Source organism: Pedobacter miscanthi (genome assembly GCF_003315595.1).
Classification (GTDB): Bacteria; Bacteroidota; Bacteroidia; order Sphingobacteriales; family Sphingobacteriaceae; genus Pedobacter; species Pedobacter miscanthi.
In genome coordinates this window covers 173361-196422 of the sequence record NZ_QNQU01000007.1, presented here as the reverse complement: position 1 = coordinate 196422, position 23062 = coordinate 173361, and the positions used below count along the sequence as shown (strand labels likewise).

Annotated in this window: 17 protein-coding genes; 14 read left to right on the top strand and 3 right to left on the bottom strand. The window is 40.9% G+C overall.

Translation table 11 applies throughout. From position 1 onward, the window contains the following. Positions 1 to 105: 105 nt before the first annotated feature. Together DRW42_RS10095 and DRW42_RS10090 are read left to right on the top strand one after the other, a co-directional pair. Positions 106 to 3144, top strand: a complete 3039-nt coding sequence (locus DRW42_RS10095; protein ID WP_113948699.1) for a SusC/RagA family TonB-linked outer membrane protein — start codon at positions 106 to 108, stop codon at positions 3142 to 3144. Positions 3145 to 3166: 22 nt separating this feature from the next. Beyond that, complete coding sequence (locus DRW42_RS10090) at positions 3167 to 4912, top strand: RagB/SusD family nutrient uptake outer membrane protein (RefSeq protein ID WP_244215238.1); 1746 nt, start codon at positions 3167 to 3169, stop codon at positions 4910 to 4912. Between the two features lie 81 nt (positions 4913 to 4993). Here DRW42_RS10090 and DRW42_RS10085 read toward each other — a convergent pair whose 3' ends face one another. After that, complete coding sequence (locus DRW42_RS10085) at positions 4994 to 5233, bottom strand: cold shock domain-containing protein (RefSeq protein WP_113948697.1); 240 nt, start codon at positions 5231 to 5233, stop codon at positions 4994 to 4996. A 306-nt stretch (positions 5234 to 5539) separates the two neighbouring features. Next, complete coding sequence (locus tag DRW42_RS10080) at positions 5540 to 6262, bottom strand: class I SAM-dependent methyltransferase (RefSeq protein WP_113948696.1); 723 nt, start codon at positions 6260 to 6262, stop codon at positions 5540 to 5542. A gap of 92 nt (positions 6263 to 6354) precedes the next feature. Here DRW42_RS10080 and DRW42_RS10075 point away from each other — a divergent pair, with 92 nt between their 5' ends. The 8 genes from DRW42_RS10075 (at position 6355) to DRW42_RS10040 (ending at position 15805) form a co-directional block, all read left to right on the top strand. Continuing rightward, entirely contained in the window at positions 6355 to 7254 is a 900-nt protein-coding gene (locus DRW42_RS10075; RefSeq protein WP_113948695.1) for a LysR family transcriptional regulator, read from the top strand. A 136-nt stretch (positions 7255 to 7390) separates the two neighbouring features. Continuing rightward, on the top strand, positions 7391 to 7810 hold the full coding sequence (locus tag DRW42_RS10070) for a DUF805 domain-containing protein (RefSeq protein WP_113948694.1): 420 nt from the start codon (positions 7391 to 7393) through the stop codon (positions 7808 to 7810). Between the two features lie 46 nt (positions 7811 to 7856). Continuing rightward, positions 7857 to 8573 carry a hypothetical protein gene (locus DRW42_RS10065; protein WP_113948693.1) on the top strand — a complete coding sequence of 239 codons (717 nt, stop codon included), beginning with the start codon at positions 7857 to 7859 and terminating at the stop codon, positions 8571 to 8573. A 1051-nt stretch (positions 8574 to 9624) separates the two neighbouring features. Further along, positions 9625 to 9912 (top strand): hypothetical protein, encoded by a 288-nt coding sequence (locus DRW42_RS10060; RefSeq protein ID WP_113948692.1) that lies wholly within the window; start codon positions 9625 to 9627, stop codon positions 9910 to 9912. Positions 9913 to 10104: 192 nt separating this feature from the next. Continuing rightward, positions 10105 to 10350: a hypothetical protein gene (locus tag DRW42_RS10055; RefSeq protein WP_113948691.1), complete on the top strand. Its 246-nt coding sequence runs from the start codon at positions 10105 to 10107 to the stop codon at positions 10348 to 10350. A 71-nt stretch (positions 10351 to 10421) separates the two neighbouring features. Further along, positions 10422 to 12056 (top strand): ABC-F family ATP-binding cassette domain-containing protein, encoded by a 1635-nt coding sequence (locus DRW42_RS10050; protein ID WP_113948690.1) that lies wholly within the window; start codon positions 10422 to 10424, stop codon positions 12054 to 12056. Positions 12057 to 12278: 222 nt separating this feature from the next. Further along, positions 12279 to 12512, top strand: a complete 234-nt coding sequence (locus tag DRW42_RS10045; protein WP_113948689.1) for a hypothetical protein — start codon at positions 12279 to 12281, stop codon at positions 12510 to 12512. Positions 12513 to 12958: 446 nt separating this feature from the next. Further along, on the top strand, positions 12959 to 15805 hold the full coding sequence (locus DRW42_RS10040; RefSeq protein WP_113948688.1) for a hypothetical protein: 2847 nt from the start codon (positions 12959 to 12961) through the stop codon (positions 15803 to 15805). Positions 15806 to 15897: 92 nt separating this feature from the next. On the opposite strand, the gene DRW42_RS28740 is transcribed toward DRW42_RS10040, so the two are convergent. Beyond that, on the bottom strand, positions 15898 to 16071 hold the full coding sequence (locus tag DRW42_RS28740; protein ID WP_158544316.1) for a hypothetical protein: 174 nt from the start codon (positions 16069 to 16071) through the stop codon (positions 15898 to 15900). A gap of 395 nt (positions 16072 to 16466) precedes the next feature. Here DRW42_RS28740 and DRW42_RS10030 point away from each other — a divergent pair, with 395 nt between their 5' ends. The 4 genes from DRW42_RS10030 to DRW42_RS10015 all read left to right on the top strand — a co-directional run bounded on the left by DRW42_RS10030 (position 16467) and on the right by DRW42_RS10015 (position 23046). Further along, positions 16467 to 17150: a lipid-binding SYLF domain-containing protein gene (locus DRW42_RS10030; protein ID WP_113948686.1), complete on the top strand. Its 684-nt coding sequence runs from the start codon at positions 16467 to 16469 to the stop codon at positions 17148 to 17150. Between the two features lie 333 nt (positions 17151 to 17483). Next, positions 17484 to 18059 (top strand): RNA polymerase sigma factor, encoded by a 576-nt coding sequence (locus DRW42_RS10025; RefSeq protein WP_113948685.1) that lies wholly within the window; start codon positions 17484 to 17486, stop codon positions 18057 to 18059. Positions 18060 to 18210: 151 nt separating this feature from the next. Beyond that, complete coding sequence (locus DRW42_RS10020) at positions 18211 to 19350, top strand: FecR family protein (protein ID WP_113948684.1); 1140 nt, start codon at positions 18211 to 18213, stop codon at positions 19348 to 19350. 222 nt (positions 19351 to 19572) lie between these two features. Continuing rightward, positions 19573 to 23046 (top strand): SusC/RagA family TonB-linked outer membrane protein, encoded by a 3474-nt coding sequence (locus tag DRW42_RS10015; protein WP_113948683.1) that lies wholly within the window; start codon positions 19573 to 19575, stop codon positions 23044 to 23046. Positions 23047 to 23062: the final 16 nt, after the last annotated feature.

The following is a 23062-nucleotide window of genomic DNA, read 5'->3' as shown; positions in this document are numbered from 1 at the left end:
CAATTTAATAATGTTGTTGCTCCATACTCCTTACATCAAAGTAACATCTTTGTGCAATTTCAAAAATAACAATATCCCAAACCAAACACTTACGATTTATTAATTATGCAAGGACTTTATTCTATTAAATTCCGGTTACCAGGCCATCTTTTCCAGAAGGTGGTGCTGTGTATGCTGATGATGGCTGCGTCATTTGCCGTTTCCGCACAGCAAACCGGTCGCACTGTTACGGGGCGGATTACCGACGAAACAGACCTGCCTTTAAGCGGTGCCACTGTAAAGGAACAGAACACCACTAACGCTGTTTCTACCGATGCCAAGGGTGCGTTCAAACTGAACAACGTTAAGGGCAAAACCCTTGAGGTTTCCTTTATCGGTTACAAAACCAAAATTGTGGCGGTTAATGCCGATGTAATCAACATCAAGCTCGATCCAGATGCTTCCATGATGGATGAGGTAATGGTGGTGGGCTATGGTAAACAGGCTAAAAAAGATGTAACCGGAGCGGTTACCCAGCTTGATGCATCCAGTTTCAGGCAGGGCATTGTAACTTCTGCCGATAACCTGTTACAAGGTAAAATCGCCGGTGTAAGGGTGGTGGCCAGCAGTGGCGAACCTGGTGGCGGTGTGGATGTAACCATTCGCGGTACAGGTTCTATCCGTAGCGGCAGTACACCGCTTTTCGTGGTTGATGGGGTGCCTTTAACCAACGACGATGTAAGCCCGGGCGGCTCCAACGTGGGTTTTGGATCATCAAAAGCTAAAAATCCTTTAAACTTTCTGAATACCAGCGATATCGAGTCGATTACTGTACTCAAAGATGCCTCTGCAGCAGCCATTTACGGTGCGCGTGGATCGAATGGTGTGGTAATTGTAACCACTAAAAAGGGCAAAACAGGCGCAGGTAGTTTTACCTACGATTCTTATCTGGGCCTTTCAAATGTTGCACACAAACTCGACCTGTTAAATGCAGATGAGTATCGTGCGGCAATCAAAGACAAATCTTTCGATCACGGTGGCAATACCGACTGGCAGGATGTAATCTACCGCCAGGCCAAAACGTTAAACAACTCGGTATCCTTCTCTAAAGCCACCAATACCGGTAACTATTATGTTTCGGCGGCACAAATGGACCAGGAGGGTATTGTAAAGAACAGTGAGTTTAAACGTACCTCGGCCAGGATTAACGCCAACGAATCTTTTCTGGATGATAAACGCTTAAAGATCGGGATCAACCTAACCGGTAGCGAAACCCGCGACGATGGTGTGCCCACCAGCGATGATGGTGGATCTAACGGTCAGCTAATTATCCAGGCATTAATGTCGAACCCAACCCGTTCAGTTTACGACAATAACGGGAATTTTACCAACTTCAACGCTAATGCGCACTATAACCCTGCTTATCTGCTGGATATTTACCGCGACCGTACCCGCACTTTAAGAGTACTGGGCAACATGGATGTATCCTTCAGGATTGTTAAAGGCCTGGAATATAAATTCAATTTAGGTCTCGATCGTTCTGTAGGTGAGCGTAACACCACTATCTTCCCCAACATTACAGACCTGAACCCGACGGGAAGATATGTACAAACCAACCTCGATTCGAAGAGTACTTTGATGGAGCATTACCTGAACTACAGCCTGCTTACCGGTAAACACAAAATCGAGGCGATTGCAGGTTTTTCTTACCAGAAATTCGAAAGAAGCGGAACAGGTTTCAGTCTTAGTGGCATAGCGCCTAAGAGTACAGGCATCCTGCCTGAGAACAATCCGGGATATGCGGGTACACAAAATGGGGTATCAGGTTTTGCGCAGATCAATGAGCTGCAGTCGTATTTCTCGAGGGTAAACTATGCCTATGATAATAAATACATGTTAACAGCATCGGTACGTGCCGATGGTTCTACCCGTTTTGGTGCCAACAACAAATATGGTTACTTCCCTTCTTTTGCACTGGGCTGGAACATCGCGCAGGAAGATTTTCTAAAGCAAATCCCTGTGTTTAACGAACTGAAATTAAGGGCAAGCTGGGGCCAAACAGGTAACCAGGAGGTACAGAACAAGCTTACCCAGGCCAGTTATGCACTTTCGCCTAACCAGGGTTACTACCTTAACAACGACCTTGCCCTGGTAAACGGTATCAATGTTACCCGAACGGCAAATCCTGACCTTAAATGGGAGGTGGTTACCCAGTATAACGTAGGTTTGGATTTCGAACTTTTCAAAGGCAAACTTTATGGTACACTTGATTATTTCAACAAAACCACTACCGATGCCATCCTCAACATTCCATCACCTGTGCTGAGCCCTACGCCTGATATCTGGGTAAACCTCGACGGAAACTACGGTGGTAAGATTGTGAACAAAGGTCTTGAGTTTATGCTCGGCTCAAAACTAATCAGCAACAGTAAATTCAACTGGAGCGTTGATGTGAACGGTGCCACGTTGAACAATAAGGTAAAAGACCTTCCAATTTCGGAAATCACTTCGGGTACTATTTCTGGTCCTGGCCTTTCGGGCGTAACGGCTAACATCTACAGAAATGGTTATGCCGCCGGATCTTTCTACATGCTGGAACACATCGGTTTCGACAGCAAGGGCAACAACATCTTCAGGGATGTGAACGGCGACGGGGTGATCGACAATAATGATAAAGTAATCTTCCAGGGCGCCATTCCAACTTTTACTTACGGATTGAACAGCCAGATGAGTTACGGGAATTTCGATTTCTCATTTTCTTTTATCGGACAAACGGGTGCTTACCTGGTGAACAATACCGGTTTAAATGCATTGAACATCAATAACCTCGCTTCAGACAGAAATGTATCGAGGCATTATTTCGATATGGGCGCCAACCCCGCCAACCCGCCGCAATTATCATCATTGTACCTGGAGAAATCTGATTTCATCAGGTTAAATTCCGTGCGTTTAGGTTACAATATCAAGGTTAAACAATTGAGCTGGTTACAGGGGCTTGGCATTTATGTTACGGGGCAAAACCTGTTCACCATCACCAATTACAGCGGTTACGATCCGTTGATCAACAGCCCTAAGGCAGTGAACGGTAACCAATCTCTGGGTATCGATTATACCAGTTACCCAACTGCGAGAACAATCATTTTTGGTGCTACTTTAAAATTATAACAAACAGATGAAAAGATATCACATGACGAAGATAAAAATCATGATGCTGCTGGCTACAGGCCTTATTTTTGCGGGCTGTACCAAACTTGATGAGAAAGTGCTTGATGAGGTGCTCGGCAGCAGTGCCTCCAATCCTGCCGGTGCACTGGCGGCTGCTTACAGCCGTTTGGGTGAAGGTACTTTTGTAGATCACGGGGCGGTTTTTTCGCTGCAGGAATATACAACAGATGAAGCAATACTGGCCACACGGGGCAGCGACTGGGGCGATGGTGGTAAATGGCGTTCGATGCATGAGTTTACCTGGGCGCCTAACAACCCCATTGTTACCGACAACTGGAACATGCTTACCAACGGTATTACCCGTTCGTTAACGGCTATAAAAGAAGTAACCAATAGCAGCATCCCGCAGAAAACTCTTTTCCTTGCCGAAGCAAAAGGACTATTGGCTTTTTATACCTATACCACGCTCGACCTTTTCGGTCAGGCACCTTATCGTGATCCGATGGATGAGAAAGCCCCTTTAGAGATGAAACAGGGTGCTGCGGGCATTGATGAGCTGATTGTACAGGTAGAGGCATTGATTCCCGATCTTGCACCACTGGGCGAACAATCGACCCACAATGGCAGGTTTACCAAAGAGGCCGCTTATGGCTTACTGGCTAACATGTACCTTAACCGTGCGGTTTTTAAAGACCGTTATGCAGCCACCTTCAACTTCAATGAAAAATCGGTGAACTCAGCCGAAACGGACATGGACAAGGTAATCAGTTATACTTCATTATTGATCAACTCAGGCAAGTTCAACTTATTAAGTAATTATTTCGACAACTTTGCGATTAAAAATTCCGGAGGTAAGGAGCTGATTTTTGTGGTGGTACAGAAAATTGATTACCTGCGTAATGGCTCAAACTCCTTTGCCTATGTATGCGTAGAGCGTAACCAGAAGCCTTCACCAGCCAACAGGGGTACCAATGCGGCTTGTATAAGTCCGCAGTTTTATGCCTCTTGGGATGGCAATCATGATGATCCTCGGTTTTCGCAGAAATACCAGTATGCCGATGGTACCTGGTTTACAAACGATGGTCCGGGTAGTGTACCGGCAACTGATATAGTACCGAAGAGCAGCAACCTGCCATGGTTCCACTTCAACAGGGGGATTATGGTTGGCCAGCAGTACGGCCCTAAGCTAACCCCTCAGGGTGGTTTTGAAATGACCACAGATGGCAGGATTAAGGTGTCGGAACTGGTGATGGAAAAAAGCACCTCTACAAAAATGGATTTTACACCTGAACTGAACTTCTCGAACCCAACGCAGGCCGTATTTGCACAGAACGAGATCAACCGTGGTGCACGTTGTTTTAAATACGAGTTCGACCCCGAGCTGGATAACGGTACAAGTAATGTGGATATTCCGTTGATACGTTTGGGTGCAATTTACACCATGCGTGCGGAGGCTTATTTCCGTAAAGGTATGATAGCTGAGGCCATGGCCGATATTAATAGGCTGCGTACTTCAAGAAAACGTGAGGCCTATTATAACAGCACAGCGGGTTTGCCGATTACCTCACTAAACGAAGCTACACTTTATAAGGAAATTGCTTTCGAAACCTATTGGGAACTTTTGAGGAGACCGCAGATGATCCGTTTTGGGAAATTTGAGTTACCTTTCAGCGCTAAACCAACTACACAACCTTTCAGAAGAATCTTCCCGATTCCGCAGGCTACGCTTGATGTAACCAAATCGATTAAGCAGAACCAGGGATATTAATCCCCGGCTTCTTAACTGATCTAAAAAATAAAAATTAATTTAAGAACAGTAGTAAGCAAAGCTTGCTACTGTTTTTTGCATTTAACATTTTGCTATTGTTAAATCGGCAGTAAAGTTCATTTCTGCATTTTGGAGGATGAGCTGCACATCTGAAGCAACCAGGCCATTTGGCCCAAGGATGATCTGGAATTTTACAGCATCTCCGACCTTAATGTCGCTCTGCATTAGATCCAGATCAAAAAAAATGTCCTGTCCGTTATCATCTTCAATAAAGCCTTTTCTAAAAACCGGATCTATATGTGTTACAATACCTTTTCTCATAACTGGTTTGGTTGATGTATGAATGAATAAATAGTTATGTGAATATAACAGGTTTGTTACATTAAAACAATAGTTTGTCGTTAGTTTAAATTTTCTTCATGATTAGTTCATCATCAGTCAGAAGATTAAAGAAAAAATACTCATAAAAAAGATCGTCACCTCGACTGAAACGCGACCTGTAACCATTTTATATCGGTAGCGGAACGGAAAGATCTGCATAGACAGATTTCTCGACTGCGCTACGCTACGCTCGAAATGACGGTATGAGGGAAGCCTAGTTACCAATTACGATCGCTCATGATAACGCTATTTTATCCCTCCAAATGCGGCGAAATATGAGTTTTTATGCAGAATCTCAGTTACCTTAAATCCTACTTTTTGCAGCAAGGCAAGCTGATAGTTTAACGAACGCGGTGTATCTTCGTAGGCAATGTAATCGAATACCTTTTGCCTGTATTCAGGTCCGCCAAGGGTTTCCAGGTATTTGCCATAATGTTTTTGAAAAAGCTGATCAATCAAAGGCGAATCATGTGCGATTAGATCCGAAATCCAGATGCTGCCACCTGGTTTTAAAGCCTTATAAACATTGGTGAAAACCAGTTCCCAATCCGCATCTGTGCGTAAATGATGGAATGTTGCTGCTGCAAGTATTATATCGAAATGATTGTCGGGCAGGTTAAGGTTGCGCATGTCATCTTGTATCACCGTTATTTTTCCGGTAGTTTGTGCTGATACCCTTTCTTTCGCACGTTCGAGCATTGGTAAACTTAAATCATTTAACGTGCAGTTAAGATTTGGAATCTTGCTTAACATTTTTAACGTATAATTGCCCGCACCACAACCAATATCCAACAATTCTTTGGCATTTGGATTAACGTATTTTGCCGCACAGGTACAAAGTTCCATCGTTAAGGGCGCATCAATAGTGGTCTGCTGACCGCTTTCCAGATTGGAGAAACGTTCTACATCATTATCGAACCTGGTTTTAATTTCTTCATTCGTTGCTTTATGCGAATAATCTGTATCCATATTTTATTTTTTTTTGATAAAGTTAAGGCTGTTGGTCATATTTGTAAAATATCATTTTTTGCATAAATTGATACCTATTAAGTATTGTAATTATGGAACTAAGGCATCTTTTATATTTTAAAACCGTTGCAGAAGAGCTTCACTTTACAAAAGCGGCAGCCAAACTTTTTATTTCTCAACCACCTTTAAGCAGGCAGATTAAAGAACTGGAAGATGAACTTGGTGTACAGTTATTTCTGCGGAGTAACAAACAAGTAAGCTTAACCAACGCAGGAAAATACTTTAAGGCCGAAGTTGATGCCCTGTTTGCCAGGCTCGAAGAAAGTAAGGAAATTGTAAGTAAAATACACAACGGTGTGAGCGGCGAATTGAAGATTGGTTACATCAGTTCCGTATACCAGTCGCATCTGGCCGAAATTTTAAAATCCATGCAGATAGAATTCCCTTATCTGAAAACCAGTTTGTTCGAGGTACCTACACTTACACAGATCAAAGAACTGGAAGAAGGGAGGCTTGATGCAGGTATTTTACGGGCACCTGTACTATCCGAAAAATTAATGGTAGAATCGTTGTTTTTTGATCCTTTTGTGGTGGTTATTCCGCTAACCGGACAGCAATTTGAGAACAAAGAAGCTTTTGCCGATTTTTTAAAAAACAGCCCTTTTATTTTTTTTAATAAGGATTTCGCCCCACATTATAACCAGAAACTGGTCGAAATCTGTAAAAGAATGGGTTTTACACCCGATATTACCCACGAGGCCAATAATGTACATTCTATATTGCAACTGGTTGAGGCCGGATTGGGCGTATCTATTTTACCATCTTCCTTAAAAAAGCAATATGCACAATTAAAGGTGTCTTTTGTTGAACTTGATGATATTCCCGTGAATACAGAAGTGGTGCTGGCCTATAAAAAATCCAACCAAAACCCGGCTTTGGCGTGGTTTATCGGGCATTATAGGGAGAGCCACAGTTTAAATCCCAAAGAATAACAGACAGTTTTGCCATTTTTACTTTGATCTGGCGCCACTTATGGTGAGAAGCTTTCAAAGTAAATAACTGTTCTAAATGAAAAATTATCATTATTTTCATCGCAAATTAAACAAATAACCAATCAACAACGCTCCAATGTTTAAAGACCCTTTTTCGTTCTACGGCAGGATCCGCCGTACCGAATATGCCCTAACACAAATCGCTTATTTAATTATTTATTTTTTTGTAATAGTACTGGAGGAGAATGGAACTTTTGGTGCATGGATCAATATCGTCATACTTTTACCAGCCTACCTCATGATTTCACAGGGCGCCAAACGTTGCCACGATCTGGGTAAATCAGGTTGGTGGCAGTTAGTTCCTTTTTATGGTTTTGCTATGTTATTTGCCTCAGGCGATTATGGCCCGAATGAATATGGCGATAACCCCAAAGGTGAGGGCAATGAAAGTTATGACGAATTTGGCTACGATGTTAAAACCGGTAAAATGATAGATCTTAACGGTCACCAAACAGATCTGCAAGGGCAGGAGGTTAAAGTTGACCAAAACCAATAGATTTTGGTTTAGAATTAAATTTTAAAATGATCAAACACTAAAAATTATGAACTTTTCAAAAACAATATTTGCTGTACTACTACTTGCGCTTAGTAGTGTTAATTTACATGCACAGGAAAACACAAAGCCAGCTGCAATTGCAATAGTTAAAAACAGTATAGAAGCAATGGGTGGTGAAAGTTTTCTGCGAAGCATTAAAACTTTGTACACTGATTTTAAAACGGAAACGCAGGGCAGGGAGGTGAATTATGTCACAAAAGAAATGTTACCAAATAAAGGCAGTTTTAAAATTGTATATCAGGGAAGGGTTGTTTTTCAAAATTGGTTTGATGGCAAAAATGCTTTTGAAACGGTTAAGGGTGAGGTAAAAAAAGCCGACCTGGCAGAATTTAAAGATAAATTTGACCGGAAAAATATTTTTAACGAACTAGATTGGATCACACCAGAATTGTTCAAGCTTGAGCTGTTGAATGATGAAAAAGTGGGTGCTAAAGATTGTTATAAAATTAAAGCAACCCGTAACAATGGTTTGGTAGAACTCTTGTATTTTGGTAAAGAAAGTAAATTATTGGAGCGGTCTGATAAGGTTGAAAATGCAGAAAAAAACAGCTTCGCTACCACATTATATATTAGTTATAAAAAAGTATCAGGCTTAACCTTTGCATCAGAAATCAAAATGGGCGATAAAGATTCATCCCAAACCCTTAGTGTTGTTGAGCTAAAAATCAATGAAGATATAAGCGATAGTGATTTTAAACCATAGTAGAATTTACCCGGAATAAACTTTCCTGATATAATCCTTTCCCGGTTCAAGTCGATAAAATCCAATAGTATAACAGCCATAGAAAATAAAAGTATCATCATTACAGGGAAGTTCCCTTCATCAGAGATTGGCCAAGTAAAGGAGGTCTTAAATTTGGACAATTTGGATGAGTCGGAGAAAAAAAGATAATCTCCTTGGTTTAAGTCTTAAGTTTAGAGCTGATATGCCCTTAAATGTCTTATACGGTTCAAAAAACCTCCTGTTTTACATTTGTAACTTTAATAAATATCACTTATAATTTACCATTTAAGGAATATAAGTGACATGCCCCAAATACTTACGCTTAAAATTTCTAAGGTGTTCTAAGGTGGTCAAAAAGATTATATAGAAGAATATGAAAAGAAATTTGTTTAGCTAAGCTTAAGCACTTCCAGTGTTTCAAAACAAATCCTCTTCTCGGCGCAAATCTTCGTATTTGGGTCTTATATGCCCTTAAATGTCTCATATGGTTCAAGAAACCTCAAGTTTTTACGTTTGTAATTTTAATAGAATACCAATAATAATTTTCCATTTAAGGAATATAAGTTGTATGCCCCAAATACTTACGCTAAAAATTTCTAAGGTATTCTAAGGTGGCTTAGGTGGTCAAAAAGATTATATAGAAGAATATGAAAAGAAATTTGTTTAGCTAATCTTAGGCACTTCCAGTGTTTCAAAACAAACCCTCTTCTCGGCGAAAATCTTCGTATTTGGGTCTTATATGCCCTTAAATGTCTTATATGGTTAAAAAAAACTCATGTTTTTACGTTTGTAATTTTAATAGATACCACTTATAATTTACCATTTAAGGAATATAAGTGGCATATAAGTTGCATGCCCCAAATACTTACGCTAAAAGTTTCTCAGGTGTTTTAAGGTGGTTGAGGTGGTCAAAAAGAAGATAAAACCTTTTCTAATCTATTTTAAGCTGCAACTGTAATGTTATCTAAGCCATTCAGCTAAGCTTTTTCTACTTGCTATACCCATCCCAATCGTTTAATTTCGCATCACTATGGATAATATCACCGCGTTTAAAGATTCCCTTAACGCCGAAAAACCCGACACCAGTTTTTCCGTTCAGTTAAAAGCACTTTGGTATGATGGAAAAGGCGATTGGAATAAAGCCCATCAACAGGTAGATCATTTAAATGACCGCGATTCTGCTGAAGTTCATGCTTACCTCCATCGCAAAGAGAGTGATATCTGGAATGCAGGCTATTGGTATAATAAAGCAGGTGTGCAAATGCCCAAATTCACTCTTGAAGAAGAATGGGAAAAACTGGTGTTAAAGTTTCTTTAAAAAGCAATAAAATCATGTTTTTGCTGATAAAGCCGATAAATACAGCGTAAATGCCGCAAAATTATCTGGAAAAAGCTAAAAAATGATAATTGTCAACACAAAAATGAGTTCATTTCTGTTCAGTTTCGTTTTACGTTTTAATTAAACACTTTCCTTTAAGATATTGTACGGTCAAACTAACTAAAGTAGATTATGCCCGTAGCCCAGCACGGAAACTTCGTCCGTATACAAAATACTTTTATCAAAATCGAGAGCATTATTGCCATAAAACCCAAAGATCTTGTTCAGTACGATCATGAAGACAGAATCATGAGCAAAGATTTTCCCGAAATACATATCGAAACCGTTAAAAGTTCTTTTGCCTTTTTATTTCAGGAATTCGAACAACGCGATCAGGCGATAGAAGCACTCATCACTATTGTAGCCAGGTATGGTTAAATGCAATATTTCTGTCCTGATAATCTAATCTCTTTCTTTTATCTTTGCCGCTGATTTAATATTCCATATTCGTGATTAATGTAAATAATATTTCCGTTTCATTTGGCGGAACCACCCTGTTTAGCGACGTAACCTTTTCGATAAACGAAAACGATAAAATAGCCCTGATGGGTAAAAATGGTGCAGGTAAATCTACCATTTTAAAAATTATTGCCGATGTTGCCAAGCCTACTACCGGTAATGTAACCGGACCGAAAGAAGCGGTAATTGCCTATTTACCACAGCATTTGCTTACGCAGGATCAGGTTACTGTTTTTGAAGAAACCATGAAGGCTTTTGCAGAGGTAAACCAGATGCAGAAAGAACTTGATGAGTTAAACGAACAGCTTACCATCCGTACCGATTACGAAAGCGACGACTACATGAAGCTGATCGAAAAAGTATCGGAACTGAGCGAGAAATTTTATTCCATTGAAGAAACGAATTACGATGCCGAGGTAGAGAAAGTGCTTAAAGGACTGGGTTTTGAACGTAAAGATTTTACCCGCCAAACTTCCGAGTTTTCGGGTGGCTGGCGCATGCGTATCGAGCTGGCGAAAATTTTATTGAAGAAACCCGATCTTATCCTGCTAGATGAGCCTACCAACCACATGGATATCGAAAGTATCCAGTGGCTGGAAGATTTTTTGATTAATTCGGCAAAAGCCGTAATGGTAATTTCGCACGATCGTGCCTTTGTAGATAACATCACCAACCGCACTATCGAAGTTACCATGGGCAGGATATACGATTATAAAGCCAAATACAGTCACTATTTACAATTGCGTGCCGACAGGCGTATCCACCAGTTAAAAGCATACGAAGAGCAGCAGCGTTTTATTGCCGATAACCAGGAATTTATCGATCGTTTCAGAGGAACCTATTCTAAGACCCTGCAGGTACAATCGCGTGTAAAAATGCTCGAAAAACTTGAAGTAATCGAGATTGATGAAGTTGATACTTCTGCATTGCGCTTAAAATTTCCGCCATCGCCACGCTCAGGACAGTATCCGGTAATGGTAGAAGAACTTACCAAAGCTTATGGCGACCATGTGGTGTTCGAAAAAGCTTCAATGGTGATCGAACGTGGTGAAAAAGTAGCTTTTGTAGGTAAAAATGGCGAAGGTAAATCAACCATGATTAAAGCCATAATGGGCGAAATTGATATCGAAGGAAGTTTGAAGGTAGGGCATAACGCCAAAATTGGCTACTTTGCCCAAAATCAGGCTGCATTGCTGGATGAGAACCTCACCGTATTCGAAACCATTGACCAGATTCCGCTAAGCGATGGTTCTATCAAAATAAAAGATCTTTTGGGAGCTTTTATGTTTAGTGGCGACGACACCACCAAAAAAGTGAAGGTACTTTCGGGCGGGGAGAAAACCCGTTTGGCGATGATCAAACTACTGCTTGAACCCGTAAATGTGCTGATCCTCGATGAGCCTACCAATCACCTGGACATGAAAACCAAAGATATTATCAAAGATGCCCTGAAAGATTTTGATGGTACTTTGATCCTGGTATCGCACGACCGTGATTTCCTGGATGGATTGGTGAACAAAGTATTCGAATTCGGTAATAAACGTGTACGTGAACATTTTGAAGATATTAAAGGGTTCCTTGCATATAAGAAAATGAATAGCTTAAAGGAAATTGAGCAGAAATAGGGTTTGTTTATACATTATAAATTTAGCCGGAGATAGAAAACACACATATTAGAAAACAAAATCTGTGTTTATCCCCGCCTGAACAGATGGGCAGGTGTGTGCATATGTGGTTTTAAAACCCATTGTTTTTAATAACAATTGTTTAATTTGATAACATAAACTTACCGCTATGATAAAATAGGATGTGTTGTTTTGCAATTAATTAGCAAGATTAAATTCTACATGGAAAAAACACAAACCATTATCAGCGAAGACCTTCAGAAGTTTATCGACAAATTCGAGCCCAACAAATTTAAACTGATGGCCAAAGGAATTGAGATCAGGGGAGTAAGCGATATACACCGCGCTGTTGTAATGGCGAAAGACCTCATCGCAAGGCTAGAACTTAACCTTACCGTTTCCCATAATGCCGAAATGTTAAGTTACCGCGGTTTTGAAGTCAATAATTTAGCATAAAAAACAAAAAAGGTGTCTGACTGAAGTTAGGCACCTTTTTTTATGCCAATCACTATCTTGCATGCGCATTAAGATTGCTTCGTGCCTCGCAATGACGACTCTTTTTATTGTAGTTTGTCAAGGCAGCGAAGCTCCCCTTGTACTGTCAATCCTGAGCGGAGTCGAAAGATCCCTATGGTTCACCGCTAACCGTCATTTCGAGCGGAGTGAAGCGCAGTCGAGAAATCTATCTCGAGATAGATCTCTCCATTCCACTGCGTTCCAGTCGAGATGACGACTGTTGTATATAATCACTACTCCTGTGGTACAAAGATTACCAGTTTTTAAGTATTTAATTAAGCATTGATTATTGTAAATTTAAGTTATTGATAATGGATAGTTGGAAAATGGACGAATGATAGGCTAAAGGGTTATCTTTTATCAGATCTTATATAAAACCAGACATTATGATCAGCAAAATCAGGTTTTTTCTAACTTATCTGCTCCTTGCAGGGCTCCTGGTTACAGGAAGCATGACCATGAAAAACAGTTTCCTCCTTTTTTCCGACCATGCACACTGGGGAATGACTTCTTTTCAGCTGGCTTCTACGGATAGTTTGCAGAAAACCATCCTGACCGAGTGGGACAGACAGAATAACTATGCATTTGAAAGGGATTATGGAGCAGACATTGTAAAAGGTGAGAATATATGCGGACCTGAGATGGCCAAAAGACAAATCCAGTCTGATTTCTTTTTCATCTTTTTTTATGTAGCAGCCGGCATTATGCTTTTTAACCGGTATGTTAAAGACAGACCGTTGTACAGGGCTACAAAAATGGCCGATTCCAATCCCGAAAATAAAGATCATCATGCTGTATCACAGGAAAAAGCGCTCCGGTATTTTCTCAGTAAAAGGGAGTTTGTTTATCTGATTACTGCACTGGTTATCGCGGCAATTTTTGATGTGCTCGAAAATCACTATCTCCTTAAAAGCATCGAACGCTTTAATCAGGGGCTGCCGGGTGAGGCATTTCTCGCGAGCAGTATGGCAAAGGCAAAATTCCTGCTGCTTATTCTTGTTTTTTTATATTTTGCCTTCCGGATCAACCTGTTAAAGCGCTTAAGTTATTGGCTTTCCGGGCTTTCAACCGGGTTTATGAATTTGTTGGTCATTACCTGGCAGTTCAGGATCGTGGTGATCCTTCAGTTAATCTTTTTTGCCTTGGTCAATCTGTCTGATCAGGGGCAGGATTTGATGGTAACAATCAATACTTCAACCCCCGGAACCATTTTATTGCTTACTTCGGTATGTATCCTGGCGGCGATGAACTGGTATTTGCCCAAACTTTACATCAAAGCGCCCGAAAAAGTTAACCTGGTGGTACAAAAGGGAACTTCTTTCGATAAAGATGAAGAAAAAACACCGCTCGATTACGCACGTTTGCTGGGTATTTTAACCTTTTTTATTCCGGCCCTGGCGATGCTCAAAACCATGCAGCTTTATCATATCCCTTATTTTCTGGATGATATTCCTGCAATGCTTTTGCTTTTGGTATCCATCTGGCTAAGTGTCTGGATAATCCGGAGAAGAAAAATTGAGCGTTTCTATATCAGGAATGGAGAATTTCTGATCGCCAGGTATTGGATAAGTATTCTGATGATGATATCGCTTTGCGGAGCTTTTTACTTTATTCAGCTCATCAACGGTTTTGGAAAGTTATCGTTCCTTTGTATGGACCTTTTCCTGCTGGGATCTGGTTTCCTCATTACTGTTACCCTTAGAGATAAACTGGAAAAGCGGTACAATTTTAACATGGCCAGGCTATCGGTTATAGCCGGATTGATTGCCGCACTCTTTTTTATCCTTTTTAACCTCGATTTTATCATTATCCCATTAACTGCCCTGAACCGCTTTTTTACGCTTAATATTGTAATCTGGGCATTGATTGGTTATGCGTTGCTGTTTTCCTTTCTGCTCGCGTTGAGCAACAGGTGGCGGATCCAGTTAATTACCATCTTGCTGGTATGCGCTGCAATAGGTTCGGCCAAATGGATTAGTAGCTTTCATGAAGTGGAGGTTTCTGCCAGTGAATCTGCACCCAGGGATTCACTCAACGAATATGTGCGTTGCTGGCTGGATAGCCGCAGGGATGAAATCGAGCAATTTGCAAAAAACAACCCGGATAGTATGGGCTATCCTGTTTATTTTGTGAACTCCTACGGCGGAGGCATAAGGGCGGCAGCCTGGGCAACTATGGTCATCAGTAGACTAAACCAAAAAATAAATTCAGCAGAGCTGCATTCAGGGGCGCAATTTACGCATCATGTATTTTCGTACTCCGGTGCATCCGGTGGCACGGTAGGTTTTTCGTTGCTTTGTGCCTTTCAGAACAAACCGGAACTTGCAGTTCAAATGCTTAACCCTAATTGTGTAAAAGAGGTATTCCGTAAAGATTACTTAACCGGTAATATCGTAGGCATTTTTGGCAGGGATATTCCCATGTCGGTACTCGGAACCGATTTTTATGATGACCGTGCGCGGCTGCAGGAAAAAATCCTCGGTTATTCTCTTAACAAGAATTATCAAATTGATTACGATATCCCGCTTTCCCGTTTGTACCCTTCCCAAAAAACGGATATTCCTTTGCTTTTCTCCAATACCTTTGATATCAATACGGCACATAAAGGGATTACTGCTCCGGTACTGCTCAATAAGGATGATTTCCCTGCGGTTATTTTTATACAGGATCTGCTGAAGGGAAAAGATATTCCACTGAGTGCAGCAGCATTTTTAAGTGCAAGATTTCCTTATGTTTCGCCAACCGGAAAATTTGATCAGGAGCATCATTTTATGGATGGAGGAACGATAGAAAATTCGGGAGGACAAACTTCGTTGCAGATCATCAGGGTTTTTGAGCGTGTATGTAAAGAAAAGGCCTATAGCAATCTTAAGCTATCCATTAACTTGCTTTCCCTATCCAATTCCGTAAAATCAATCGATGCGCCTAAACCGGCCAAAAACCTTTACGAACTGCTTGGCCCGGTACAGGGATTGCTGAATACCATTGGAGGAAATGGCAATGCCGCCGATAGTACAAATGCAGCCGTGGCAAGGCAACAGGGATGGAATTACCGTCCATTCTCTCCAACTGAAGTTAAAATCGACCGTTCGTGGCCTGTGCTACCATTAGGCTGGCAGATTTCGGATGATGCCCTGGAGGAAATGAAAAGAAGTATAGAGAGCCGTGAGCAGGATAGCCTGCTTAATATGGTACTGGGTAAATTATGGAAAAGCGATAATAAAGGTAACTGATTATAGTTCCTTATTGCGGGGTAGCATTTAACGAAGATATAAGTTAAATAATTGCAAAAATCTGAAACGCTAAGATTTATGCCAGAATTGGTTTAAGAAAGGCATCCACGGTTTTTTCTTCTGTTATCCGAAATGATCCAAAGGCAGGCCATCCAGCTTAACAGCGCTGTAGAGATTCCTAATTCCGGATCTGCAAGGGTAAACGACGACAGCATGGCTATAACTGATATAGCGCTGGCAAATAAATATGGTAGAAACTTTTTCATGATAATAGGTTTTAAACCTGGATATTCAAAAATCAAACCAAGCAAAGGCCAGAAAATAAATCAGCTATCAATATTTCTTTATCCTGACATTTCTACCAAAAAAGTCAGGAAAATGTCTTGTAGTTATACAATATTATTGAACAATGTACCTCAGGCTTGTTTCAAAAAACTGCAGTATTGTCCTGAAATTATACATTTTTGTCTGTTTTTTATTATCAATCTGATTTTTAGTCAGCATGTTTGATTTTTTATTGATAAGGGTTTTTCATCATAAAGTAATTTGTAACTAATTTCTTTCTAAAGCCGCTTACCGGTATATAGATTTGCTTGTAGCTCCGTAATAGGAACACCTGTCGGTAAAAATTACAGACAACCATTTAATTTTAATCTCAAATATGAATTTTAGTAAATTAACCAAACTTATTGTGTTAGTGGCCTGCACAGTTGGCTTATTGGTTCCATCGCTGGTTAGCGCCCAAGACAAAGAGAAAAAAAGGATTGAGGAATCAGGCGTTGTACTTTCTGACTTCGGCAAAATGAAAGAGTCTATTCCTTCTTCGCTCCTTAAAGTGACCGAGGGGATTATTATTGTGCCAAAATTGCTTAATGCAGGTTTTGTAGTAGGCGGTAAACGCGGCAGGGGCATTGCCATGGTAAAAAGAGAAGATGGCAGCTGGAGCAACCCTATATTTGTGACGATTACCGGCGGAAGTTTCGGACTGCAGATTGGCGTACAATCGGTAGAACTTGTGCTGGTTTTTAAACACAGCAGCAGCATTACCAACATTAAAAAAAGTAGTTTCACCCTGGGTGGCGACCTTTCTATCGCTGCAGGCCCGGTTGGCCGGAATTCTACCGCCAATACCGACTATAAATTAGATGCTGAGGTATATTCTTACTCACGTAGCAAGGGAATTTTTGCCGGAGTATCTGTTAACGGTGCTTCGCTTGATATCGATACAGCTGCCAATTTACGTTATTATGGTAAAGGAATGGGACCAACCGAAATATTTGCCTCACAGGGTGATCCTGATGATGCGGTAACGAAAATAAAATCATACCTGGTGCCATTAAAATAGTTGGTGAGGTATGCTAATGTAAAAACGGGGCTTCAACTTAAAAACTGATGTCCCGTTTTATGTTTCCCCATGGGCAACTCCTGCTTAATAGAATTACTTGTCAAACGGTCCATTCCTTTTCATAAGCAATAGCCTGGCGGTTTTAATGAATATCTTTTGGTCTAACATAACTAATTAGTTCGTTATTTTTGTTGTTTTGGCCATTCCTTTCGCTGTTGGTAAAGGATCCTAGCAATAAAAGTTGTTTTTTGCGGTTTATGTCATGTTTTTTTCAGGGTTTCACTAATTTTTATTGTATTCGTAGTTTCTAAGGCATAAATTTGAAAGAGAAATATGGATATATACACGGATTATAGTGATCAGGCACTTTGCTCACTTCTAAAAGAAGGAGACCGCCAGGCCTATATCGAAATTTATACCCGTTATAACAGTCTTTTATATCAATACGCCTATAAAAAGCTTCGTAATAGGGAAGAAGCTAAAGATGTGGTGCAGGAAGTTTTCATCCAGTTATGGAAACGCCATCAGCAACTCTCATTCGATACCGCTCTGGCCGGATATCTATATCAATCTGTTCGCAATAGGGCCCTCAATATCTTCGCGCATCAGCAGATCGAACAAAAATATATCGATTCATTAAACGATTTTCTGGATACCGAAACATCAGGCACTGATTACCTGGTGAGGGAGAAAGACATTGCCGCATTAATCGAAAAAGAAATCAACGCGCTTCCACCCAAAATGCGTAAGGTTTTTCTGTTAAGCCGCAGGCAGCACAAAACCTACAAAGAAATTGCTGCCGAAATGAATATATCCGAAGATACAGTAAATACCCAGATGAAAAGGGCGTTAAAAACCATGAGAAACAGATTAGGCCCCTTGTTTGTGCTCATTGGATTCTTTTATTAATCATTTTCTATTTTCTTGTTAAAATTTAATCGTCTGAAATACAAGTGATTGAATGCTGTTCGGTTTTTTTTCTTAAAAAAAGCTAAACGCTTGTCACTGTATCACTTCTGTAAACTGTCATGGTTATAATTAGCGCTTAAATTGACCACCGATGAATAACGCCAAAAACCTATTGGAAAAATATAAAGCAGGGCAATGCTCGGGCGAGGAAATACTAATATTACAAAACTGGTTTCATCAGCTAAATGCTGAAGAAAACTTAGAATTGGGAGATGAAGAGTTCGAAAATGCAGAAACCGAGATGTGGAAGGTAATAGCGGCCGAAACACAGGTTACAAAAGAAACCAAAGTTTACCGGATGCGTTTCGGGTATTGGGCTGCAGCTGCTGCATTGCTTATCGTATTGGGTGGATTGTTCTTTTACAAAATGCGCCTACAACAGCATAGTGTAGATTCTTTAGCCAGCAGTAACATTAAACCCGGTGTGCAAACAGCAACACTTACCTTATCAAACGGTAAGAAAATTGTGCTCACAGGTACCTCCGATCATTCGGCAATAAGTGAGCATGGGGTTAGTATTAGCAGAACAGCTGACGGAAAGCTGATGTATAGAATTACTGAAAATACCGCTGATACAGGTGTTTATAATACTTTATCAACGGCAAAAGGGCAACAGTATAGTGTAGTGCTGCCCGACGGATCGTTGGTACATCTTAATGCAGGTTCTTCCATTACTTATTCTACTGGCCTGAACCACACCGCCAGGAGGAAAATTAAATTGGAGGGCGAAGCTTATTTCGAAGTGGCCAAAAACAGGCAGCATCCTTTCGAAGTATTAACAGGCCAACAGATGGTAGAAGTATTGGGTACACATTTTAACATTAACAGCTATAGTGATGAACCCGCTACCAAAACCACATTACTGGAGGGAAGTGTAAAAGTTTTTTCGCTCGGAAATCAAGGTGTTGATCATCATAAAATACTTGTTCCGGGCGAGCAGGCCATTTTAAGCAAAGGCACGATTTCGGTAGAAAAGGTAAACGCTGAAGAAGCCATATACTGGAAAGATAACAAATTCAGTTTCCATAGCGAAGATATTGAAACGGTGATGCGCGAAGTATCCAGGTGGTATAATGTAACGGTTACTTACCAGGATGATGTTAAACATGTGAAGGTTAGCGGCTCCGTTTCGCGCTTTGCCGACATTAGCATGCTGCTTGATAAACTGGAAAAAACAGGACTGTTGAAATTTACAATAAAAGGAAGGAATATAACCGTATCAAAAACTTAAAATAGATCAAATTAATTAAATCATCCACAAACTAGACTAAACCAAACAAATGAAGAAAAATCTACATCAAATGCGCTGATCCCGCGCGTAAGAAGGTACCATAAAGCGCAGAGGTGTTAGCGCACCCCTGCGCAGATGTTTGGGTACCATTCTGATCGGGAAACAATCCCGAAGAGACCGACTGAATATCAATCTTGAACCTAACCCAAACCTTACAAAAGTATGAATAAATCTACTTTTAACCTAGGTGTGCAGTTTAACCGGCTGCGCCCTAAAATTTTTATGGCTATGAAAGTAACCACCTTTCTGATATTGGCCATTTGTATGCAGGTAAGTGCCAGCACATTTGGCCAGAATATAACACTCTCCCAAAAAAATGTTTCTTTAATCGAAACGCTTAACAGAATAAAACAGCTCTCCGGTTACGATGTACTTTATGGTGATGAAATTTTGCCTAAAGCTAAAAATGTCAGTTTAAAATTATCAAATGTTACCCTGGATGTGGCATTGGAAGAGATTTTTAAAGGGCAGGACCTTACTTACACCATTAGCGATAAAACCATCGTCATCAAGAAAAAAGAACTTGATTTTTTGGATAGGCTGATCAACCGGATCAGCGCTGTAGAAATTAGTGGCAACGTGGTTGATGAAAAAGGATTGCCGATGAGCAATGTAAGCGTTAGACCCAAAAACGGAGGAAAAGCGGTATACACAAACAGTACAGGTGTTTTTACCATTAGCGTTGAAAATGCAGATGCCATACTGGTTTTCTCTTATGTAGGCTATGCCACCAAAGAACTGCCCGCGGTTAACAAAATGAATGTTGTAATGCAGCCTGATATCTCCAATCTCGAACAGGTGGTGGTAACGGGTTACAGCCAGAAAAAGGCCTCTGAGCTTACCGGAAGTGTACAGCGCATCAGCGGTGAAACGCTGCGTAATGGTGTATCAACCGTAAACGGACTGGCCATGTTAAAAGGTGTGGCAACAGGCTTATACATTGTAGAACAGGGCGGCAGTGTGGCCAACCGTGGCCAGGTGGTGCTGCGTGGACAAAGCAGTTTTAACGATGCTTCCAATACCAATTACGGTCCGCTTATTGTAATAGATGGTGTAATTACCAACGCAGCCAATCTCCAGGATATTATCGATCCGCAGGATATCGAAAGCATCAATATTTTAAGGGATGCTGCTTCTACGGCAATTTACGGCTCGAGGGCAGCACAAGGCGTATTGGTGGTGGTAACCAAACGCGGGGCTGTTGGCAAAACGCGGATAAACTTAAGCGCCAATTACGGAAAAGTGCAGAATAACCGTGCCATCAGGTTTATGAACACACCCGAAGCTACTGCGCATATCACCAAATACATGCAGGCCCTGTATAACGGTACGGCCTCATTACGCACTACCTACCCAACTTTTAACCAGTATTTTAATGCTACGAGGATCTTTTCTGATGCCGATATGGCTGTAAATACCGAATGGGACAATAATGCCTTTTTTACTGACGGCAATCAGAGCGACATCAACCTATCTATTTCAAGCGGAACAGATAAAACTAAATTTTACACGGCCCTTAACTGGAACAAACAGGATGGTACTTTACTGGATGATAGGGTAAACCGTAAATCGATCCGTGTGAATATAGATCAGAAGATTACGGAAAAACTTACTTTTAGTTTAAATACCAATGCCATATTGGATAACTATACGGCAACCAACAGCGAAAACCAGTACTATCTGTTTCAACCATGGGTTTCGCCTAATTATGCAAACGGCACACTGGCCGATTCTATTCCCAACTATGTTTACAGGGCTACAGGTGCGCGTACTACACAGTATTACGATAATCCATTGTACTCCCATTCGTATAACACAGTAAAAACAAGCCGTTTGAATTTATTGGGTACTGGTATCCTGAAATATGCCGTTACCCCATGGTTATCCTTGCAGTCGTCAAACTCCATTAATTATAACAACAATAGCGTAAACAGTTATAAAGATCCACGTACATACAGGGGAAGATACGATGGAGCAGCCTCTAACCGCATTTTTGTTAACGGTGCAATATCACTTAACGATACCAAGAGCACCTATTTCTTAACTTCAAACCTGGCCAATTTCAATAAAACCTTTGGCGATCACCAGCTATCTGCAATTGTTGGTCAGGAGTATTCGCGTACCCATTCCGAAAATGTTTCGGTATCGGCCTATAATACTCCATATCCGGGCGAACGTAATTTAGGTGCATTTTTAACTTATGGTACCTGGATCAATAAACTTACCGGAACACCGGCCATACCATCGTCTACTGCGCCTGTTGATAAGGCTTCCTTTTCTGTTTTTAGTGAGGTAAATGATAGTTATAAATCGAGGTATTTTGCTTCCGCTTCGATCAGGCGTGATGCCTCGACCAATTTTGGGCTCAACAACCGTAACGGCACCTTTTATGCAGTAAGCGGGGGCTGGCTGATCAGTGGTGAAGAGTTTATGAAAAGCGCCAAAGCGGTACATAACCTGAAATTAAGGGCTTCTTACGGTACATCGGGAAGGGAAGCAGGTGCTGATTACCTTAATTTTACCACTTACAGCGATGCGGTATTCTATAATACCACCACTACTTCAGGTTCTACCATTAACCGTTTGGGTAATGATAACATTACCTGGGAAACCACCTATACCACCAATCTGGGCTTGGATATCGGTTTGTTTAACCGGGTTAACCTAAGCATTGATGTTTACAATAAAGACAGTAAAAACCTGTTGCAGAATGTGCCTTTGCCAAGTTATGTAGGCTTTAGTTCGCAGTACCGTAATGTGGGTGAAATCAGGAACAGGGGTATTGATCTGCAATTGAACACCGAGAATATCCGCTCGAAAGATTTTAGCTGGACGATGAATTTCAATATCAGTTTCAACAAAAACAAACTGGTTTCCATCAAAGGTGATTCGCTGGTTGATGGTTTTACAGGATCTTACTACCGTTATATAGGTGATGATATCAATTCGCTTAAAGCTATCAAATACGTTGGTGTAAACCCGGATAACGGAAGGCCGCAATTTGAAAGGGTACTGGCAAACGGACAGATCCAGATTGTAGATAGTATTGCGCTTGTAAAAGCCGACCGTTTGCGTGGTTTCCAGGAAATCGGTTCAGCCACACCTAAGTTTTTTGGTGGCTGGACGAATAATTTCCGCTACAGGAATTTCAGTTTGAGCCTCCTGTTTAATTTCTCTTATGGAAACAAAATCATGAATAATGCAGTAAGGAGTTTCGTTGATCCAACAGCCTGGCAGGCAGGTTTTAATATCCCTCAGCCTAATGATGCCATCCGTTTTTGGCAGGGGCCGGGCGATACCAATGCCAATTATCCGAACTTTTACGACCTGGCTTTTAGCCAGCGCGGGGCCATCAATATCAATTCGTCGCTTTTATATGTAGATGCAAGTTACGCCCGTTTGCGCAATGTCCGTTTTGGTTACGATGTACCGGCCGGTCTGTTAAAGAAGTTTCACCTCACTTCCCTTAATATTTATACCAGTATGGATAATGTGTTTGTAATCAAATCGAAAGATTTATTCGCATCTGATCCTGAAGGAGCAACCATTGGTGGAACCTCTAATGCTTACAGCGGTACGGGCATAGCCAGTGGCATGCCAAGGCGCTTTTTGGTGGGCTTAACCGCCGGATTTTAATTCTTGGTTCCATATT

Excerpts from the sequence above, each read along its gene's own strand:
- DRW42_RS10080 (WP_113948696.1), bottom strand. The coding sequence starts at position 6,262 with ATGGATACAGATTATTCGCATAAAGCAACGAATGAAGAAATTAAAACC.
- DRW42_RS10085 (WP_113948697.1), bottom strand. The coding sequence starts at position 5,233 with ATGAGAAAAGGTATTGTAACACATATAGATCCGGTTTTTAGAAAAGGC.
- DRW42_RS10025 (WP_113948685.1), top strand. The coding sequence starts at position 17,484 with ATGGATATATACACGGATTATAGTGATCAGGCACTTTGCTCACTTCTA.
- DRW42_RS10070 (WP_113948694.1), top strand. The coding sequence starts at position 7,391 with ATGTTTAAAGACCCTTTTTCGTTCTACGGCAGGATCCGCCGTACCGAA.
- DRW42_RS10055 (WP_113948691.1), top strand. The coding sequence starts at position 10,105 with ATGCCCGTAGCCCAGCACGGAAACTTCGTCCGTATACAAAATACTTTT.
- DRW42_RS10030 (WP_113948686.1), top strand. The coding sequence starts at position 16,467 with ATGAATTTTAGTAAATTAACCAAACTTATTGTGTTAGTGGCCTGCACA.
- DRW42_RS10015 (WP_113948683.1), top strand. The coding sequence starts at position 19,573 with ATGAATAAATCTACTTTTAACCTAGGTGTGCAGTTTAACCGGCTGCGC.
- DRW42_RS10040 (WP_113948688.1), top strand. The coding sequence starts at position 12,959 with ATGATCAGCAAAATCAGGTTTTTTCTAACTTATCTGCTCCTTGCAGGG.
- DRW42_RS10045 (WP_113948689.1), top strand. The coding sequence starts at position 12,279 with ATGGAAAAAACACAAACCATTATCAGCGAAGACCTTCAGAAGTTTATC.
- DRW42_RS10095 (WP_113948699.1), top strand. The coding sequence starts at position 106 with ATGCAAGGACTTTATTCTATTAAATTCCGGTTACCAGGCCATCTTTTC.
- DRW42_RS10060 (WP_113948692.1), top strand. The coding sequence starts at position 9,625 with ATGGATAATATCACCGCGTTTAAAGATTCCCTTAACGCCGAAAAACCC.
- DRW42_RS28740 (WP_158544316.1), bottom strand. The coding sequence starts at position 16,071 with ATGAAAAAGTTTCTACCATATTTATTTGCCAGCGCTATATCAGTTATA.
- DRW42_RS10065 (WP_113948693.1), top strand. The coding sequence starts at position 7,857 with ATGAACTTTTCAAAAACAATATTTGCTGTACTACTACTTGCGCTTAGT.
- DRW42_RS10075 (WP_113948695.1), top strand. The coding sequence starts at position 6,355 with ATGGAACTAAGGCATCTTTTATATTTTAAAACCGTTGCAGAAGAGCTT.
- DRW42_RS10020 (WP_113948684.1), top strand. The coding sequence starts at position 18,211 with ATGAATAACGCCAAAAACCTATTGGAAAAATATAAAGCAGGGCAATGC.
- DRW42_RS10090 (WP_244215238.1), top strand. The coding sequence starts at position 3,167 with ATGACGAAGATAAAAATCATGATGCTGCTGGCTACAGGCCTTATTTTT.